Source organism: Candidatus Blastococcus massiliensis AP3, from assembly GCF_000582785.1.
GTDB lineage: Bacteria > Actinomycetota > Actinomycetes > Mycobacteriales > Geodermatophilaceae > Blastococcus > Blastococcus massiliensis.
In genome coordinates this window covers 123,979-141,946 of record NZ_HG931174.1, presented here as the reverse complement: position 1 = coordinate 141,946, position 17,968 = coordinate 123,979, and the positions used below count along the sequence as shown (strand labels likewise).

The 17,968-nt window shown below is 74.7% G+C and carries 16 protein-coding genes; 11 read left to right on the top strand and 5 right to left on the bottom strand.

Annotated features, from left to right (window positions below):
- Positions 1 to 6 precede the first annotated feature (6 nt).
- A complete protein-coding gene (locus tag BN344_RS09135; protein WP_040338276.1) occupies positions 7 to 969 on the top strand; it encodes an electron transfer flavoprotein subunit alpha/FixB family protein in 963 nt (320 codons plus the stop codon).
- 61 nt (positions 970 to 1,030) lie between these two features.
- On the opposite strand, the gene BN344_RS09130 is transcribed toward BN344_RS09135, so the two are convergent.
- Both BN344_RS09130 and BN344_RS19000 read right to left on the bottom strand, forming a co-directional pair.
- Positions 1,031 to 1,693 carry a response regulator transcription factor gene (locus tag BN344_RS09130; RefSeq protein WP_231486683.1) on the bottom strand — a complete coding sequence of 221 codons (663 nt, stop codon included), beginning with the start codon at positions 1,691 to 1,693 and terminating at the stop codon, positions 1,031 to 1,033.
- A 2-nt stretch (positions 1,694 to 1,695) separates the two neighbouring features.
- Complete coding sequence (locus BN344_RS19000; protein WP_051515749.1) at positions 1,696 to 3,057, bottom strand: sensor histidine kinase; 1,362 nt, start codon at positions 3,055 to 3,057, stop codon at positions 1,696 to 1,698.
- Between the two features lie 159 nt (positions 3,058 to 3,216).
- Here BN344_RS19000 and BN344_RS09120 point away from each other — a divergent pair, with 159 nt between their 5' ends.
- The 6 genes from BN344_RS09120 (at position 3,217) to ligA (ending at position 10,773) form a co-directional block, all read left to right on the top strand.
- Positions 3,217 to 3,891 (top strand): hypothetical protein, encoded by a 675-nt coding sequence (locus BN344_RS09120; protein ID WP_040338274.1) that lies wholly within the window; start codon positions 3,217 to 3,219, stop codon positions 3,889 to 3,891.
- 66 nt (positions 3,892 to 3,957) lie between these two features.
- On the top strand, positions 3,958 to 5,349 hold the full coding sequence (locus BN344_RS09115) for an MFS transporter (protein WP_040338273.1): 1,392 nt from the start codon (positions 3,958 to 3,960) through the stop codon (positions 5,347 to 5,349).
- Positions 5,346 to 6,536 (top strand): cysteine desulfurase family protein, encoded by a 1,191-nt coding sequence (locus BN344_RS09110; protein WP_040338272.1) that lies wholly within the window; start codon positions 5,346 to 5,348, stop codon positions 6,534 to 6,536. The genes BN344_RS09115 and BN344_RS09110 overlap by 4 nt, the downstream gene beginning before the upstream one ends.
- Positions 6,533 to 7,600 carry a tRNA 2-thiouridine(34) synthase MnmA gene (gene mnmA, locus BN344_RS09105; RefSeq protein ID WP_040338271.1) on the top strand — a complete coding sequence of 356 codons (1,068 nt, stop codon included), beginning with the start codon at positions 6,533 to 6,535 and terminating at the stop codon, positions 7,598 to 7,600. The genes BN344_RS09110 and mnmA overlap by 4 nt, the downstream gene beginning before the upstream one ends.
- Positions 7,597 to 8,577 carry a methionine synthase gene (locus BN344_RS09100; protein ID WP_040338270.1) on the top strand — a complete coding sequence of 327 codons (981 nt, stop codon included), beginning with the start codon at positions 7,597 to 7,599 and terminating at the stop codon, positions 8,575 to 8,577. Before mnmA ends, BN344_RS09100 begins: the two co-directional genes overlap by 4 nt.
- Before the next feature lie 54 nt (positions 8,578 to 8,631).
- Positions 8,632 to 10,773: an NAD-dependent DNA ligase LigA gene (gene ligA / locus BN344_RS09095; protein WP_040338269.1), complete on the top strand. Its 2,142-nt coding sequence runs from the start codon at positions 8,632 to 8,634 to the stop codon at positions 10,771 to 10,773.
- A gap of 13 nt (positions 10,774 to 10,786) precedes the next feature.
- Here the strand turns inward: ligA and BN344_RS09090 are convergent, their stop codons facing one another.
- The 3 genes from BN344_RS09090 to BN344_RS09080 all read right to left on the bottom strand — a co-directional run bounded on the left by BN344_RS09090 (position 10,787) and on the right by BN344_RS09080 (position 14,018).
- Positions 10,787 to 11,206 (bottom strand): PaaI family thioesterase, encoded by a 420-nt coding sequence (locus tag BN344_RS09090; protein ID WP_040338268.1) that lies wholly within the window; start codon positions 11,204 to 11,206, stop codon positions 10,787 to 10,789.
- A gap of 57 nt (positions 11,207 to 11,263) precedes the next feature.
- Positions 11,264 to 13,255 carry a DUF222 domain-containing protein gene (locus BN344_RS09085; RefSeq protein ID WP_040338267.1) on the bottom strand — a complete coding sequence of 664 codons (1,992 nt, stop codon included), beginning with the start codon at positions 13,253 to 13,255 and terminating at the stop codon, positions 11,264 to 11,266.
- A 94-nt stretch (positions 13,256 to 13,349) separates the two neighbouring features.
- Positions 13,350 to 14,018 (bottom strand): ACT domain-containing protein, encoded by a 669-nt coding sequence (locus BN344_RS09080; RefSeq protein WP_040338266.1) that lies wholly within the window; start codon positions 14,016 to 14,018, stop codon positions 13,350 to 13,352.
- 174 nt (positions 14,019 to 14,192) lie between these two features.
- On the opposite strand from BN344_RS09080, the gene gatC reads away from it, so the two are divergent.
- Genes gatC through gatB form a run of 4 tightly spaced genes read left to right on the top strand, consistent with a single transcriptional unit; the run spans position 14,193 to position 17,753 of the window.
- Complete coding sequence (gatC, locus tag BN344_RS09075) at positions 14,193 to 14,510, top strand: Asp-tRNA(Asn)/Glu-tRNA(Gln) amidotransferase subunit GatC (protein ID WP_040338265.1); 318 nt, start codon at positions 14,193 to 14,195, stop codon at positions 14,508 to 14,510.
- The gene (gene gatA, locus BN344_RS09070; RefSeq protein ID WP_051515748.1) at positions 14,507 to 16,045 is read left to right on the top strand and encodes an Asp-tRNA(Asn)/Glu-tRNA(Gln) amidotransferase subunit GatA; all 1,539 of its coding nucleotides are present in this window, start codon (positions 14,507 to 14,509) and stop codon (positions 16,043 to 16,045) included. The genes gatC and gatA overlap by 4 nt, the downstream gene beginning before the upstream one ends.
- Positions 16,042 to 16,245 (top strand): hypothetical protein, encoded by a 204-nt coding sequence (locus BN344_RS09065; RefSeq protein ID WP_040338264.1) that lies wholly within the window; start codon positions 16,042 to 16,044, stop codon positions 16,243 to 16,245. The genes gatA and BN344_RS09065 overlap by 4 nt, the downstream gene beginning before the upstream one ends.
- Entirely contained in the window at positions 16,242 to 17,753 is a 1,512-nt protein-coding gene (gene gatB / locus BN344_RS09060) for an Asp-tRNA(Asn)/Glu-tRNA(Gln) amidotransferase subunit GatB (protein WP_040338263.1), read from the top strand. The genes BN344_RS09065 and gatB overlap by 4 nt, the downstream gene beginning before the upstream one ends.
- Positions 17,754 to 17,968 lie beyond the last annotated feature (215 nt).

Below are 17,968 nucleotides of genomic sequence, written 5' to 3'. Positions count from 1 at the left end.
CCACGCATGGCAGAGGTCCTGGTCCTGGCCGAGCTCAACCCGGCCGGCGGCGGAGTCCGCAAGACCACCCTGGAAGCACTCACCGCGGCGCGTGCGCTCGGTGAGCCGTCGGCGGTCGTCATCGCCGCGCCCGGCACCGCCGCGGGCGTGCGCGACCAGCTCGCCGAGTACGGCGCCGCCACCGTCTACGTCGCCGAGGCCCCCGAGATCGACGAGTTCCTCGTCGCGCCCAAGGCCGAGGTGCTGGCGCAGCTGGTGGGCGAGAAGTCGCCGGCCGCCGTCGTCATCCCCTCCTCGCCCGAGGGCAAGGAGGTCGCCGCCCGGCTGGCGATCAAGATCGGCAGCGGTTTCCTGACCGACGTCACCGAGATCGCCGCCGACGGCACCGCCACGCAGGCCGCCTTCGCCGGCGCGGTGATCGTGCACTCGAAGGTCACCGCCGGCACGCCGATCTACACCCTGCGCGGCAACTCGGTCACCCCCGAGCCGGCTGCGGCCGCGGGTGCCGAGCAGGCCGTGTCGGTGTCGGTCTCCGACGCCGCCAAGCAGGCCAAGGTCACCGACCGCGTGGTCGAGCAGAAGAGCAGCCGTCCCGAGCTCACCGAGGCCTCCATCGTGGTCTCGGGTGGTCGTGGTGTCGCCAGCGCCGAGAACTTCTCGATCATCGAGGCGCTGGCCGACTCGCTCGGCGCGGCCGTCGGTGCCTCGCGTGCCGCGGTCGACTCCGGCTTCTACCCGCACAGCTTCCAGGTCGGGCAGACCGGCAAGACCGTCTCGCCGAACCTGTACGTGGCGGTCGGCATCTCCGGTGCGATCCAGCACCGCGCCGGCATGCAGACGTCGAAGACGATCGTCGCCATCAACAAGGACCCGGAGGCGCCGATCTTCGAGCTCGCCGACTTCGGTGTCATCGGTGACCTCAACACCGTCGTCCCGCAGGCCACCGAGCTGATCCAGGCCCGCAAGTAACGACAGCAGCACCTCGCGTCGAGCGCCGGTCCCCGTACGGGGGCCGGCGCTCGACGCGATCTCAGGGGTCCCGGTGCTCCAGCCAGGCCAGGACGGCGCTCACCCGGCGGTCCACCTGCCGCGACTCGTGCAGGCCCAGCGCGGCGAAGATGGCCGCGACGTGCTTGCTGACGGCGGACTCCGAGACGTGCAGCCGGGCCGCGATCGCGCCGTTCGTCCGCCCCTGCGCCATCTCGCGCAGCACGTCCAGCTCCCGGCCGGTCAGCCGGTTCACCGGTGAGTCGCGGGTGCGCCGTCCCGCGGCCACCAACGCGTCGACGACGGCCGGGTCGACCACGGAGCCGCCGTCGTGCACCGCGCGCAGCGCGCGGACCAGCTCGTCGCGGTCGGACACGCGGTCCTTGAGCAGGTAACCCAGACCCGCCGTGCCGGCGCTGAACAGCGTGGTCGCGTACGACGCGTCGGCGTGCTGCGAGAGCACGACGACGCCGACGCCGGGGTGCTCGGCCCGGATCTGCCGTGCCGCGGTGATCCCGTCGGTGCTGAACCCCGGCGGCATCCGGATGTCGGTGAGGACGACGTCGGGACGCAGCTGCGCCACGCGCGCCAGCAGCTCCGGTGCGCTGGCGGCCGTGCCCACCGTCTCGACCTCGGGTCCGTCGTCGAGGAGTCGGCGCACGCCCTCGCGCACCAGGTAGTTGTCGTCGGCCAGCACGAGTCGCACCGTCACCTCCCTCCCGCCGGGAACGAGGCCCGCAGGACGGTGCCGCCACCGGGCGCGCGGACGACGGCGAAGGTGCCGCGGAGCGACTCCACCCGGTCCCGCAGACCGCTGAGGCCGCTCGGGCCGGGCCCGGCCGGCGGGTCGTCCGGGAGCCCGGGGCCGTCGTCGGCCACCTCGAGGCACAGCCGATCGTCGACGAGGTCGATGCGCACCACGACCCGGCTGCCCGGCGCGTGCTTGAGGGCGTTGGTGACCGCCTCCGTCGCGACGAAGTAGGCGGCGGCCTCCACGGCGGGCGCGCACCGGTCGGCCGGGCCCAGCGGCGTCTCCAGCTCGACCCGGGCGGGCAGGCCGGTCAGCCGGCTCTCCACCGCGGCCACCAGTCCGGCGTCGGCGAGCACCGGCGGGCGCAGGCCGCGCACCAGTTCGCGCAGTTCGGTGATGGCGTCCTGGATGCGCTGCCCGACCTCACCGACGGTGGCCCGGGCTTCCTCGGGACGGCGGGACGCCTGGCGCGAGGCCAGCGCCACGAGCGAGAGCGCGGCGACGAGCTGCTGCTGGACTCCGTCGTGGAGGTCGCGCTCCAGCGTCCGCCGGGCGGCGTCCTCGGCGCTGACCAGCCGCTCGCGCGACTCGACCAGATGGTCCTCCAGGACGCGGACCCGGCGGGTGATCCCGACGAGCAGGGCGAGGGGGAACAGCGCGAGCGCCAGCAGGAAGAGCGGCACGAAGACCCGCTCGGGCGGGATGGGCAGGCCGCTGACCTCGACCACCACGATGAGCAGCAGGAGGCAGGCCAGGAGGGCGATGCTCCGGATGGCCCAGCTGAGCTCGCGCCGCCGCTCGGCATCCCCGCTGCGCCACCGCAGCACCAGCACGGCGACGCCCAGCAGCACCCAGGCCGGTTCGGTGACCCGTACGGCGGCGCCCAGACCTGCCAGTGGCTCGAGCGCGTCGACGGCCAGCGGGTTGGCGTGGACCACACCGTCCTCGTCCACCGCCAGGGACTCCGAACCCACCAGTTCCAGCAGCGGCGCGACGACGGCGAGCACGGCCAGGCCCCCTGCGAGCCGGACGTGCCACGGCCGGTCGGCCGCGCCGTCGGGGAGCCGGGCCAGGGTCGCGACGATGGCCGCGACGGCACCGAGGAACGACATCCAGCCGGCGGTGCGCAGGAGGGCGAAGGGGAGGTCGCCCACGTCGGGATCCGCGGCGAGCGAGTCGGCCAGGGCGCTCGCCGCGAGCAGGAGACCGGCCAGCAGCAGCGTGCGCGCCGCGGTGTTGCGCGGCGTCAGGCAGACGGCCGCCAGGCCCGACGCGAGCCAGGCGACCAGGACGATCCCGATGAGGACGTCGGCGGGCACCGCGTCACTGTGGCAGTCGCGGCGGCTGCGGGGGAGGGAGTGGGCTGCAGGATCCACCTGGAGCGTGGTGCAGGCAGCCGGGTGCCGCGCGCCAGTTCCCGGGACGGTTCCGGTGCTGACGATCGGCGGGTCCGTCGACGTCGTCCTGAGGAGATCCCCGTGAAGCGTTCGTCCCTGCCCGTGCTGCTCCTGCTCGCCGGTGCCGCCTGGACCGCCGGCCAGGCGGTGCTCCCCGACATGGGCACCGCCTGGTCCGACCGGCTGGCGGCCGTCGCCGCCGACCGCCCCATGCAGGCCCTCGCCACCGCGCTGTTCGCCCTGGCCGGGGTGCTGCTCGTGGCCGCGGCCGTCGTGGCCGGGCGAGCGGACGTCTCCGGCCGCGGCAGTGGCCTGATGCGTGCCGGCACCGTGATGCTGGGGCTCGGCGGGGTCTGGCTCGCCGCCGGCCGCGGCGCCTTCAACCTGCACATGTACCAGCTGACCGACCCGGCGATCGGCCGGGAGGCGGCCGAGACGGTCGCGAACGCCGACGTCGGCCCGGGCTTCCTGCCGCTGGTGCTCACCCTGCCCGCCCTGCTCCTCGGCCCGGTGGTCCTCGCCGCGGGACTGCTCCGGGCACGGCGGGCCGGGGCGCTCCCGTGGGCGGCGCTGGCCTGCTGGCTGCTCGGCATCGGGGCCTTCGTCGCGACCGAGTTCACCGTGAAGGCGACCGAGGTCGCCGGGATCGCGGTCGCGACGGTCGCGCTGGTCCTGCTCGGGCGGGCGCTGAGCCGGCCGGAGGAGGAGACGGCACCGGCCGCCGTCCCGGGGGAGAGCGTGGCCGTCCGCGGCTGACGCCGATCGTCCGGATCCGGGCCCCGGAGCGGGAAGCTCCGGGGCACCCGGACGGTTGGGCGGTTCGTGGACGGGACTGCGGCGGCGAGCATCTGGGACGCGGAGCACCGTCGGGCGACGATCGGACTGCTCACCCTCGTCACCCTCATCGCCTTCGAGGCGATGGCCGTGGGGACGGCGATGCCGACCGCCGTCGCCGAGCTCGACGGCGTCGCCTGGTACGCCTGGACCTTCAGCGCCTTCCTCGTGGCGTCCGTGGCCGGCATGGTGATCGGCGGCGAGGTGGGCGACCGGAGGCCGCCGCGCCCGGGCGTGCTCGCCGGAGTGGCGTTGTTCGCGACCGGGCTGCTGATCGCCGGCCTCGCCCAGAGCATGGCCGTGCTCGTCCTGGGCCGGGCGGTGCAGGGGCTCGGCGCCGGCATCGTCATCGTGCTGCTCTACGTCATCGCCGGGCAGGCGTTCTCCTCAGAGCTCCGCCCGCGGCTGTTCGGCGCCTTCGCGGCCGGATGGGTGCTGCCCGCGCTGATCGGACCGCTGGTCGCCGGGCTGGTGACCACGCACATCGGCTGGCGCGGCGTCTTCCTCGGGCTGCTGCCGCTCGTCGGGGCGGGGCTGGCACTGCTGTTCAGCGGCGGATCGGGGCACGCACCCGATCCGGAGCCGGCACGCCGCCGGGCCAGCAACGTCCCGTGGGCGCTGCTGACCGGGGTCGGCATCGCCACCTGCCTCTACGCCGGTCAGCGACTCGACCTCGCCGCGGCCGGCCTGGCCGTCCTGGGCGCCCTGGCCCTGGCCGCCGGACTGCGGCGGCTGCTGCCGCGCGGCACGGTCCGCGCCCGCCCGGGCATCCCGGCCGTGATCGCCGGCCGCGGGCTGCTGGCCGGTTCCTTCTTCGGCATGGACGCCCTGCTCCCGTTCGTCCTCACCACGCAGCACGGGTGGAGCGCCACCACCGCCGGGCTGCCGCTGACCGCGGGGGCCGTCGGCTGGGTGACCGCCGCGCAGCTCCAGGGGCGACTGACGCACGTGCCGCGGGAGCGGGTGCTGCGTGCCGGGTTCCTGCTGCTCGCCCTCGGGCTCGCCGCGACGGCCACGACCGCGATCCCGGCCCTGGGCGGCTGGCCGGCCTACCTGACCTGGGCCGTGGCCGGTGTCGGCATGGGGCTGGGCATGCCCAGCGTCGGCGTGCTGCTGCTCGACCAGTCGCCCGAGGCCGACCGCGGTGCCAACTCCGCTGCCTTCCAGATCTCCGACGTCACCGCGTCGGCCCTGTGCGTGGGGCTGGCGGGCGTCCTGGTGGCCGGGGCGGCGGACGGCGGGGGTGCGCTGTGGCCCGCGGTGGTCGCCGCGGTCGCCGTCCTCACCGTCCCGGCGCTCGTGGGTGCCCGGGTGGCCGACCGCACGGTCCCGTCGGGGCAGGAGGCCCCGGCGGGCGCGACTACCCTGGCGGCGACATGACCTACCTGGACCATGCGGCGACGACCCCGGTGCTCCCCGAGGTGCTGGCCGCGATGAGCGAGCAGCTGGGCCGCGTCGGCAACGCGTCCTCCCTGCATGCCAGCGGTCGCGCCGCGCGCCGGGTGGCCGAGCAGTCGCGCGAGCGGCTGGCCGAGGCGCTGGGCGCCCGCCCCTCGGAGGTGCTGTTCACCGGCGGGGGCACCGAGAGCGACAACCTGGCGGTCAAGGGCCTGTTCTGGGCCCGCCGGGCCGCCGACGCCCAGCGGCGCCGGCTCGTGGTCAGTCCCGCCGAGCACCACGCCGTCCTGGACAGCGTCGAGTGGCTGATCAAGCACGACGGGGCCGAGGTCACCTGGCTGCCGGTCGGGCCGACCGGGCGGGTCAGTCCCGAGGCACTGGCCGACGCGCTGGGCGACGGACGGGACGTGGCTCTGGCCAGCGCCATGTGGGCCAACAACGAGATCGGCACGGTCAGCGACATCGCGGTGCTGGCCGAGACCGCGCACGCCGTGGGGGTGCCGCTGCACACCGACGCCGTCCAGGCGGTCGGGCAGGTGCCGGTGGACTTCGGCGCGAGCGGGGTCGACGCCCTCACCATGACCGGGCACAAGCTGGGCGGGCCGATGGGCGCGGGGGTGCTGCTGCTGCGCCGCGACGTCGAGTGCACCCCGCTGCTGCACGGCGGCGGCCAGGAGCGCGACGTCCGGTCGGGGACGCTCGACGTCGCCGCGATCGTCGGCCTGGCGACCGCCGCGGCGAGCGCCGTCGCCACCCGCGAGGAGCGGGCCGCCCGGCTGGCCGCGCTGCGCGACCGGCTCGTGGCCGGGGTCGTGGCGCAGGTACCCGACGCCCAGCTCAACGGCGCCCCGCTGGACGACGTCGTCGCCGGCGGGCCGGGGCGGCTGCCCGGCAACGCGCACCTGTCCTTCCCCGGTGCCGAGGGCGACGCCCTGCTCATGCTGCTCGACGCCAAGGGCATCGAGTGCTCCACGGGCTCGGCGTGCAGCGCCGGGGTGGCCCGGCCCAGCCACGTGCTGCTGGCCGTGGGGGCCGACGCGGACCGCGCCCGCAGCTCGCTGCGGTTCAGCCTCGGCCACACCTCCGCCGACGCCGACGTCGACGCCGTCCTCGAGGTGATCGCCCCCGTGGTGGAGCGGGCGCGCCGCGCCGGGATGGGCCGGTCGTGAGGATCCTCGCCGCGATGAGCGGGGGAGTGGACTCCGCCGTCGCCGCGGCGCTGGCCGTGGACGCCGGACACGACGTCACCGGGGTGCACCTGGCGCTGTCGCAGAACCGGCAGACGCTGCGCAGCGGCTCGCGCGGCTGCTGCAGCGTCGAGGACTCGCACGACGCCCGCCGGGTCGCCGACGAGCTCGGCATCCCGTTCTACGTGTGGGACATGGCCGACCGGTTCACCGAGGACGTCGTCGACGACTTCGTGGCCGAGTACGCCGCGGGCAGGACGCCGAACCCGTGCCTGCGCTGCAACGAGAAGATCAAGTTCTCGGCGGTGCTGGACCGGGCCCGGGCGCTGGGCTTCGACGCCGTCGTGACCGGGCACCACGCCCGGCTGGCCGACGGCGTCCTGCGCCGGTCGGTCGACGCCGCCAAGGACCAGTCCTACGTGCTGGCCGTCCTGACCGGTGAGCAGCTGGCCGCGGCGATGTTCCCGCTCGGCGGCATGACCAAGGACCGCGTCCGGGAGATCGCGGCCGAGCGCGGCTTCGCCGTCGCCGCCAAGCCCGACTCGCACGACATCTGCTTCATCCCCGACGGCGACACCCGCGGCTTCCTGTCCCGGAAGCTCGGCAGCCGACCGGGTCCGGTGGTGGACGCCGCCACCGGGACGACCGTCGGCGAGCACGACGGGACCTACGGCTTCACGATCGGCCAGCGCAAGGGGCTGGGCGTGAGCGCCGGGGACTCGCGACCGCGGTACGTGCTGGGCATCGAGCCGGTCAGCCGCACGGTGACCATCGGCACGGCCGACCTCGCCTCGGTCGACGAGGTGCGCACCGGTGCTCCGACGTGGACGGGTGCGGCGCCGGCCCTGCCGGGGCGCTTCGAGGTCCAGCTCCGGGCCCACGGCAGTCCGGTCGCCTGCGAGGTGCGCGCCACCGACGACGGCGGGCTGAGCATCGCGCTGGCCGAGTCGCAGCGGGGCGTGGCCCCGGGGCAGTCCGCCGTCCTCTACGAGCCGGACGCCGAGCGCGGTGACCGGGTCGTCGGGCAGGCGGCCGTGGCTCTGTGACGTCGTCCTGGGGCGCCGCCACGGGCGTCGGGTCGCTGCCCGGCGCCGATCCGGCGGAGGCGGTCCGGCTCGTCCTCGGTGAGCTGCCCGGGATGCCGCACCTGCCCGAGCTGCCCGGCCGCGGCGCCGGCGCGGACATGATCGGGCGCACGGCCGGGCTGCTCGTGGACCTCGCCGTCGACCTCACGCCGGCCGGCTGGCGGCTGGTGCCACGCTCGGGCGGCGACCAGCGGCGGGCGCAGGAGTTCCTGGCACGTGATCTGGACGCCCTGCTCGAGCAGACCGAGGGCTACCAGGGGCCGCTGAAGCTGCAGGCCGCCGGCCCGTGGACGCTGGCCGCCTCCCTGGAGCGGACCCGCGGGGAGCGCGCCGTCGTCGACCCGGGTGCGCGCCGCGACCTCGCGCAGTCGCTCGCCGAAGGGCTGGCCGCGCACGTCGCCGAGGTCGGCGCGCGCGTGCCGGGTGCCCGCATCGCCGTCCAGCTGGACGAGCCGAGCGTGCCCGCGGTGCTGCAGGGCGGGCTGCCGACGGCCAGCGGCTTCGGGAAGCTGCCCGCGGTGGCCGCCGCGGTGGTGGAGGAGGAGCTCCGGGCGATGCTCGACGCGCTGCCCGGTGACGTCGTCGTGCACTGCTGCGCGCAGCGGATGCCGCTGGACCTCTTCCGTGCCGCCGGCGCGGCCGGGCTGTCGTTCGACCTCGGGCTGGTGCAGGACCTGGACGCCGTCGGCACCGCGATCGAGGCCGGGGTGCAGCTGCTGGTCGGGGTGGTGCCGGGCACCGACGCCGCGTTGCCCGAGCCGAAGGCGACGGCGAGCCGGGTGCAGGCCTTCTGGCGGGAGCTCGGGTTCCCCGCCGACCGGCTGCCGGACGCGGTCACCCTCACCCCGGCCTGCGGCCTGGCCGGTGCGACCCCCGCCCATGCCCGGGCGGCCATGACCCATGTCCGCGAGGCCGCGAAGTACCTCCAGCCGGAGTGAGCCCGACCGGGTGAGGGCGGGTTCGCCGTCGTACCCGCCGGATACCGTTTCCGGGTGACCACCGAGTCTGCCGCGCTGGACCAACCGGTCGTCGAGGCCGCAATCGACCGCGAAGACCTCACCGAGGTCCCTGACGACGCGCGCACCCGGCACCGCGACCTCTCCGAGGAGCTGGACCGGTACGCCTTCGCCTACTACGTCCGCGACGAACCGCTGGTCAGCGACGGCCAGTACGACGAGCTCATGGGCGAGCTCAAGGCACTGGAGTCCGCGCACCCGGCGCTGGTCACGCCGGACTCGCCCAGCCAGAAGGTCAACGGCGGCTTCGCGGCGACCTTCGCGCCGGTGCAGCACATCGAACGCATGCAGTCGCTCGACAACGCCTTCTCCAGCGACGAGCTGTCCGCCTGGGCCGCGCGGGTCGAGCGGGAGGTCGGGTCCGGGGCGCGTTACCTGTGCGAGCTGAAGATCGACGGGCTCGCCGTCGCGCTGCTCTACGAGCGGGGCCGACTGGTGCGCGCGGCCACCCGGGGGGACGGCGTCACCGGCGAGGACGTGACCGCCAACGTGCGGACGATGGACGACGTCCCGCAGCAGCTGACCGGTGACGACCTGCCGGAGCGGCTGGAGGTGCGCGGGGAGATCTACTTCCCGGTGGAGGCCTTCGCCGACCTGAACGCGGCGATGGTCGAGCAGGGCCGGGCGCCGTTCGCCAACCCGCGCAACGCCGCGGCGGGCTCGCTGCGGCAGAAGGACCCGCGCGTGACCGCGACGCGGCCGCTGCGGCTGATCGTGCACGGGATCGGTGCGCACGACGGGTGGCAGCCGGAGTTCCAGTCGCAGGCCTACGACCGGCTGCGCGAGCTGGGCCTGCCGGTGAGCCCGCGCTACGAGGTGGTCGACGACCTCGAGGGCGTGTGGGCCTACATCGAGCGCTACCGCGAGCAGCGGCACTCGGTGGAGCACGAGATCGACGGCGTCGTGGTGAAGGTCGACCAGGTGGCGCTGCAGCGGCGCCTCGGGTCGACCTCCCGGGCGCCGCGCTGGGCGATCGCCTTCAAGTACCCGCCGGAGGAGGCGACGACGAAGCTCCTCGACGTGCGGGTCAACGTCGGGCGCACCGGCCGGGTGACCCCGTTCGCGTACATGGAGCCGGTGAAGGTGGCCGGCTCGACGGTGCAGCTGGCGACGCTGCACAACGCGAGCGAGGTGAAGCGCAAGGGCGTGCTGATCGGCGACACCGTCGTCATCCGCAAGGCCGGTGACGTCATCCCCGAGGTGCTGGGTCCGGTTGTCGCGGCCCGGGACGGCTCGGAGCGCGAGTTCGTCATGCCGACGCACTGCCCGGAGTGCGGCACCGAGCTGCGTCCGGAGAAGGAGGGCGACGCGGACATCCGCTGCCCGAACTCCCGCTCGTGCCCGGCGCAGCTGCGGGAGCGGGTCTTCCACGTCGCCGGCCGGGGTGCCTTCGACGTCGAGAACCTGGGGTACGAGGCCGCCACCTCGCTGCTGGCCAACGGGCTGCTCAGCGACGAGGGCGACCTGTTCTTCCTCGACGCCGAGAAGCTCGAGCGGTCGGAGTTCTTCACCAAGAAGGACGGCACGCTCTCGGCCAACGGCCAGAAGCTGCTGGCCAACCTGCAGACCCGCAAGGACGTCCCGCTGTGGCGGGTGCTGGTGGCGCTGTCGATCCGGCACGTGGGTCCGACGGCCGCGCAGGCGCTGGCGCGTGACTTCCGGTCGTTGAACCGGATCGCCGAGGCGAGCGAGGAGGAACTCGCTGCGGCTGACGGTGTCGGCCCGACCATCGCCGCGGCGATCCGCGACTGGTTCGCCGTCGACTGGCACCGCGAGGTCGTCGAGAAGTGGCGCCGGGCCGGGGTGCGGATGGCCGACGAGGGGGAGGACGCCGGGCCGGGTCCGCTGACCGGGGTGACCGTCGTTGTGACAGGTTCGCTGCGCGACTACAGCCGGGACCAGGCCACCGCTGCGATCCAGGAGCGCGGCGGCAAGGTGACCGGCTCGGTGTCGAAGAAGACCGGATTCGTCGTGGTCGGCGCCGACCCGGGGAGCAAGTACGACAAGGCGGTGCAGGTGAAGGCGCCGGTCCTCGACGACGACGGCTTCCGGGTGCTGCTCGAGCAGGGGCCGGACGCCGCGCGCGAGGTGGCGACGATCGGCGACGGCAGCGAGTAGCCCGGCGCGGTGGTCAGGCGCGGCGGAGCGCGGCCGTCGCGATTCCGGTCGCGACGGTGCGCCCGTCGGCGTCCACGAGTTCTCCGCCGAGGAAGGCGATCGCTCCGCCACGGCGGACCACCCGCCCGTGTCCGGTGAGCGGACCGGGGAGGGCCGGCCGGTGGAACTGGATGTGAAGGTCGGTCGTCGGGGCCCATTCGCCGGGGCCGAGCGTCGCGACCAGCGCCGGGCCCATGGTGTCGTCGAGCATCGCGGCGAGCATCCCGCCCTGGATGTGCCCTGCCGGGTTGAGGAACTGCTCGGTGGCCGTGAATCCGACCTCGATCGTGCCCTCCTCCGGGTCCGCGCGCACGAAGCGGAAACCCAGCAGGTGCGCGACGGGTGGTGCCTCGGTGCGGCCTTCGACGACGTCCCAGAACGGTCCGGTGCCCATGGCCGCGCAGGCTAGTGATGGCCACCGACATTCGGACGCGAGCGCCGGGTCCCCTGCTCAGTAGGGCGGGGGTGTGGTGGCGGCGGCGAGGCCGCTCGGGGTGGTGACGGTGAGGGTGCCGTCGGCGGCGAGGTGGTGGGTCCAGTCGGCGGCTTGGTGCTTGCAGCGGTGGTGGTTGGTGCAGAAGCCGCAGAGGTTGCAGGCGCTGGTGGGTCCGTGGGGGGCGGGGGTGTTGTGGTCGAGTTCGGCGACGGGGTGTCGGCAGCCGGGGAAGCGGCAGCGGGCGTCGCGGGCGCGGAGGTAGCGGTCGAGGGCTGTGGCGGGCCGGTAGCCGTCGGTGGGTGGTGGTGGGCCGAGGCCGGGGCGGCCGGTGAGGTCGTGGTCGCAGCGTTCGGGGCGGCGGGTGCAGGTGGGTTGGCCGCAGTGGGATCTGCGGCGTAGTTCGCGGGCGTCGGTGAGGGCCAGTAGTGCGCCGGTGAGTTCGTCGACGACGGCGATGCGGGGCCGGTCGACCAGGGTGCCGCCGGCGCTGCGGTCCAGGAGTGCGGCCAGCTCTGCACGCCGCTCCGCGGACGCGGACTTGAGTGCCTCCAGGTCGCTGTTCGCGGCGTCGATGAGGTGCCCGCGGGCGGCGGTCGCGGCTCGGTCGTCGGCTCGGTCATCCAGCCAGGCGCGGCCGGCGGCGGCCGAGGCGCGGCGCAGTGCCTGGTCGAGGTGGAGCAGGGCGAGGCCGGCCTGTTCTGCGGCGGCGCGTGCGGCTGCCTGCACGCCCTCGGTCGGCGCCGGGGCATGGGCCGTCGCTGGCTCCGGCTCGTCGTCGCAGGCTTCGGCCCGTGCGACGTCGCCGTCGTCGTGGGGGTCGCGCTGGGGTTCGCCGGGGTCAGGGTGTTGGTGGGCGTTGCGGCGGGCTTCCTCCTCCCACCAGCGCTGCTGCACCTCTGGTGGTGGGTCGTCCTCGCCGCCCCACACGCCGGCCAGGGCGCGGGCGTCGATCTCTGCTTCCCACCGGTCGAAGTCGGCCCGGGCGTGCTCCGGCCAGCTCTCGTCGGGCTGGCCGGTCGGGTCCCAGAACCCGGCCGCCGCGGGCGCGGGGGCGGGCTGCGGTGTGGCTGGCGCGTCGCTGAGGAGGCCGAGGGCTCGGGCGAGGGCGCGGACCATCTCCGCCGGCACCGGCTCGCCACCCACATCACCCGGTGCTGCGCCGCCGAGCAGGGTGCGGACTCCGGCGACCAGGGTCAGCTGGGCCTGCACCGGCGGCAGTCGGGATTCGCCGGGCCGCAGCACCAGGTCGAGCAGGACGTCGACCATCTTCTGCCCGCGGGTGCGTGTGTCGGCCGGGTCGTCGAGGGCGTCGGCGTAGCGGCCCAGCGCATCCACCAGCGCCTGCGCCTCCGGTGCGGTGAGCAGCGCTTCGAGCATCGCCATCCCCGGCCGCCGGTCCGGGCGCACCCAGACGCCGCGGGCGCGCAGGGCGGCCAGCAGGTCGGCCGCTTCCTGCTTCGGGTCCCGGCCCAGCCCCATCCGGCGGGCCTTGTCGGCCAGCTGCGCGGGGGTGGTGAGGTGCCGCGTGCCCGCCCGGGCGGCGACCCACGCGAGCACGTCACGCTCGAGTTCGGCCCGCTTGGCGTCGTCGGCGACGACCGCGACCCGTTCCAGCAGGGTGAACAGGTGCCCGGTGTGCAGCAGCCCGGACTCCAGCGCGTCCAGCGTGGCCGGCAGCTTGTGCACCAGCGTCATCGCCCGCTCCAGCTCCCGCGCGGCGGCCGGCTTGCTGATCGACAGCGCGATCGACAGCTCCGGCACCGCCCACTCGCTCACCCCGGCCAGCACCGCCGGCCGGGCGGCGCGGCGCTCGGCGCTCATCGCACCCGGCTCACCGGGCTGCCGGTCGACCGAGGCGGGCCGGGAGGCGGCGAACTCCGCGATCGCCCGCGCCCGGACCGCGGTCAGCCGGGCGATCTCCCGGTCCGCGGCCTGCACCACGCGCAGCGGACCCGATGCCCACCCGGCCACGGGCGCATCCGCCACGGCGGTCGACTGGGCTTCCATGTGTTCGATCGTATGTTCGACCACTGACAGTTTTGGACGCCCGGACCTCGGGCGCGCGGGAGGAACGCCGAGGCCCATCTCCGGCTGCGCCGGATCAGGCCGGAGGCAGCTGGACCACGGTCGAGGCGATGCCGGTGAGGTGGGCCAGGCGCAGCAACTCCGAGCGGCGGAACGCGGGACCGCCCGAGCGGCCGAGGACGATCGCGCAGCCGTCCCCGCCGTAGGGCGCGGCCATCATCTCGATCGCCATCTCGCGCCAGCGCTCGGGCAGCCACTCGTCGTCGCTCGGCAGCAGACGCGGACCGCTCAGCGGCATCCACGGCAGCTCGAGCCCGTCGAACGCCGGCGCTGCCTCGGAGGCGGCGCGGACCTCCCTCGAGCCGTCCGGACCGCAGTCGAGGATCACCGCCCAGCCGCTGTGGAAGACGCGCGGCAGTTCGGCGGCCAGGAGCTTGGCGGCCGCGCCGTCGTCGGTGCGGGCCAGCGCGTCCAGCAGGTCCAGTTCGCGGTGGGTGTCCAGCGCGCCGACGAAGGGCCGCAGCGATTCCACCTGCACGTCCGGCACGCTCTGCGCCACGGTGATCAGGCTGTCGGGCAGCCGGTCGGGCGGGAGCTCGACGACGAGGTCGTCGACGGCCACACCGCCGCCCCGCTCGAGGACGTCCAGGGAGACGATGTCGATGCCGGCGGCGCCCAGTGCGGTGGCGACCGCACCCAGGATGCCGGGACGGTCGGGCACGACCAGGCGCAGGAGATGGGACACGCTTCCTCCGGGGGCATCCTCGGGCGGTCGATCTCCGTTGATCGCAGTCCTGCGCAGCCTCTCACGGTGGAGATCGGCACAGCGGTCCCACGTACAGTGGCACGGTCAGGTCCCGGTCCCAGCAGGGGTCACCGGCGCCGGCCACCGCCCCCGTGAAGTGGAGTTCCGTCCCGCATGAGCACGCCGTCCCGCAAGGACCGACTCACCCGTGACGAGGTGGCCCACCTGGCGCACCTGTCCCGGCTGGCCGTGACCGACGAGGAGCTCGACCTCTTCGCCGGACAGCTGGCGGCCGTGCTGGACGCCGTGGCGCAGGTCGGCAAGGCCGAGGTCGACGACGTCGCTCCCACGACGCACGCCGTCCCGATGACGAACGTCTTCCGCGAGGACGTCGCCCGGCCCAGCCTGCCGCGCGACGTCGCCCTGGCCGGAGCTCCGGCGGCCGAGGACGGCCGGATCCGCGTGCCCCGCATCCTGGGGGAGGAGCAGTGACCGGCCTGACCACCGAGCTGACCGCCACGGACGCCGCCGAGCTCGGCCGCCTGCTGGCCGGCGGTGACGTCACCGCCGTGGAGGTGACCCGCGCCTACCTCGACCGCATCGCGGCCGAGGACGGCGAGCTGGGGGCCTACCTGCACGTCGACCCCGAGGCCGCGCTGCACGCCGCCGGGCAGGTGGACGCCGCCCGCGCGGCCGGGGACGAGGTCGGTTCGCTGGCCGGGGTCCCGCTGGCACTGAAGGACGTCGTCGTCACCGGGGGCGTTCCGACCACGAGCGGTTCGAAGATCCTGGAGGGCTGGCGGCCGCCGTACGACGCGACGCTCGCCGCCCGGCTGAAGGCCGCCGGCACGGTGCTGCTCGGCAAGACGAACATGGACGAGTTCGCGATGGGCTCCTCCACCGAGAACTCCGCCTACCAGGTCACCCGCAACCCGTGGGACGCCGACCGGATCCCCGGCGGCTCCTCCGGCGGTTCGTCGGCGGCGGTCGCGGGCGGGCTGGCGCCGTGGGCGATCGGCACCGACACCGGTGGCTCCATCCGCCAGCCGGCCGCCGTCACCGGCCTGGTCGGCCACAAGCCCACCTACGGCTCGGTGTCGCGCTATGGCCTCATCGCGTTCTCGAGCAGCCTGGACCAGGCCGGCCCCATGACTCGCACGGTCCTCGACGCGGCCCTGCTGCACGAGGCGATCGCCGGCCACGACCCGCTGGACTCCACCAGCATCGCCGCCGGGGTGCCGGTGCTCGCCGAGGCCGCCCGCCGCGGCGCCGAGGGCGACCTCGCCGGCCTGCGGGTCGGCGTCGTCACCGAGCTCGGCGGCGAGGGCCACACCGACGGCTACGACGAGGGAGTGCTCGCCCGCACCGCCGAGGCGATCGCGCTGCTGGAGAGCCTGGGCGCCGAGGTCCGCCAGGTCTCCTGCCCGGCGTTCGACCTGGCGCTGCCCGCCTACTACCTGATCGCCCCCAGCGAGGCGTCGTCCAACCTGGCCCGCTTCGACGGCGTCCGGTACGGCCTGCGGGTCGGCGACGACGGGGAGCGCGACCTCGACGAGGTCATGGCGCTCACCCGCGAGCAGGGCTTCGGCCCCGAGGTGAAGCGCCGGATCATCCTCGGCACCTACGCCCTCTCCAGCGGCTACTACGAGGCCTACTACGGGCAGGCGCAGAAGGTGCGCACGCTGATCACCCGCGACTTCACCAGCGCGTGGGACGACGTGGACGTGCTGGTCAGCCCGACCAGCCCGACCGTGGCCTGGCCGATCGGCGCTCGCGTGGACGACCCGATCGCGATGTACGCCGCCGACCTGTGCACGCTGCCGGCCAGCCTCGCGGGCGTCCCGGCGATCTCGGTTCCCTGCGGTCTCTCCGAGGGCCTGCCCGTCGGCTTCCAGATCATGGCGCCGGCGCTGGCCGACGACCGCTGCTACCGCGTCGCCGCCGCGCTCGAGGCCGCACAGGACGCCGCCCGCGGCTCCCGGTTCCTCGATCAGATGCCCGCACGGCCGGCGGGCGGTGCCGCATGAGCGGCCCGCTGAAGGCCGCGTGGGGTCTCACCGCGTTCGTCATCGTCGCCGGCATCGTCGGCTGGATCGTCACCGACCGCGCCGTCTTCGCCGTCTTCCTCGTCCTGGGCGTGCTGACCGCCGTCGGCGCCGTGGTCACCGGCCGCGCCGAGCGCGCAGCCACCCGGCCCGACACCCCGAAGGAGGGCCCCACCCCGTGAGCACCGCCACCGCCGACCGGCTCGTCGACTTCGACGAGGTCCTCACCCGCTACGAGCCGGTGATCGGCCTGGAGACCCACGTCGAGCTGGGCACCGCGTCCAAGATGTTCTGCGGATGCTCGACCACGTTCGGGGCCGAGCCCAACACCCAGACCTGCCCGGTCTGCCTCGGGCTGCCCGGCTCGCTGCCGGTGGCCAACGCCGCCGCGATCGAGTCCACGATCCGCATCGGGCTCGCGCTCGGCTGCCGCATCGCCACCTGGGCCCGGTTCTCCCGGAAGAACTACTTCTACCCGGACATCCCCAAGGGCTTCCAGACGACGCAGTACGACGAGCCGATGTGCACGGCCGGACACCTGGACGTCGAGGTGGACGGCGAAACCTACCGCGTGGAGATCGAGCGGGTGCACCTGGAGGAGGACACCGGCAAGAACCTGCACGTGGGTGGCTCGACCGGTCGCATCCACGGCGCCGACCACTCGCTGATCGACTACAACCGGGCCGGCATCCCGCTGGTCGAGATCGTCACCCGGCCCATCCCGGGCGTCGGCGCGAAGGCGCCGGAGGTCGCGAAGGCGTACGTCACCGAGCTCCGCGAGATCCTGGTGACCCTCGGCGTCTCCGAGGTCCGGATGGAGCAGGGCAACCTGCGCTGCGACGTCAACACCTCGCTGGCGCCCATCGGCAGCCTCGAGTGGGGCACCCGCACCGAGACGAAGAACGTGAACTCGCTGCGCTCGGTCGAGCGCGCCGTGCGCTTCGAGATGCGCCGCCAGGCCGCCGTCCTCGACGAGGGCGGGACGATCACGCAGGAGACCCGGCACTTCCACGAGGACACCGGCAGCACCTCGCCGGGTCGCAGCAAGGAGGAGGCGACCGACTACCGGTACTTCCCCGAGCCCGACCTGGTGCCGGTCGCGCCCGACGAGGAGTGGGTGGCCACGCTCGCCGCCGCACTGCCCGAGCTCCCGGCGGCCCGCCGCAGCCGGCTCTCCGACGAGTGGGGGATCTCGCCGACCGAGATGGCCTGGCTGGTCAACGCCGGAGCCGTCGAGCTGGTCAGCGACACCGTCGCCGCCGGCGCCTCGCCCGCCGACGCCCGCAAGTGGTGGCTGGGGGACCTCGCCCGCCGCGCCAACGACACCGGCACGGAGCTGGGTGAGCTGGCCGTCACCCCGGCGCAGGTGGCCGAGCTGATCGGGCTGATCTCCGCCGGAACGATCAACGACCAGCTGGCCCGCCAGGCGCTCGACGGCGTGCTCGCCGGCGAGGGCGACCCGGCGGCCGTGGTCGAGGCCCGCGGGCTGGCCGTCATGGGGGAGTCCGACGAGCTGGTCAGCGCCGTCGACGCCGCGATCGAGGGCAACCCCGACGTCGCCGAGAAGGTGCGCGGCGGCAAGGTGCAGGCCATCGGCGCGCTCGTGGGTGCGGTCATGAAGACCACCCGCGGCAAGGCCGACGCCGCGACCGTCAAGCGGATGCTCGAGGAGCGGCTGGTCTCCTCCTAGGTCGCGGCGGCACACTGCCCGTGTGTCCGCAGATGCACCGCTCGGTCGGCTTGCCTTCCGTCGACAGCGCTCTCGGCCGTGCGAGCTCACGAAGTCCGAAGATCTCCAGCTCGTGCAGCCGACGCCGGGGAGGGCGTCGCCGTCGACGTCGCCGGGCTGACCGCGCTCCAGCTCGATGAGTGAGCTGCCCGACGTGCAGCTGCGCTTACTCGGGT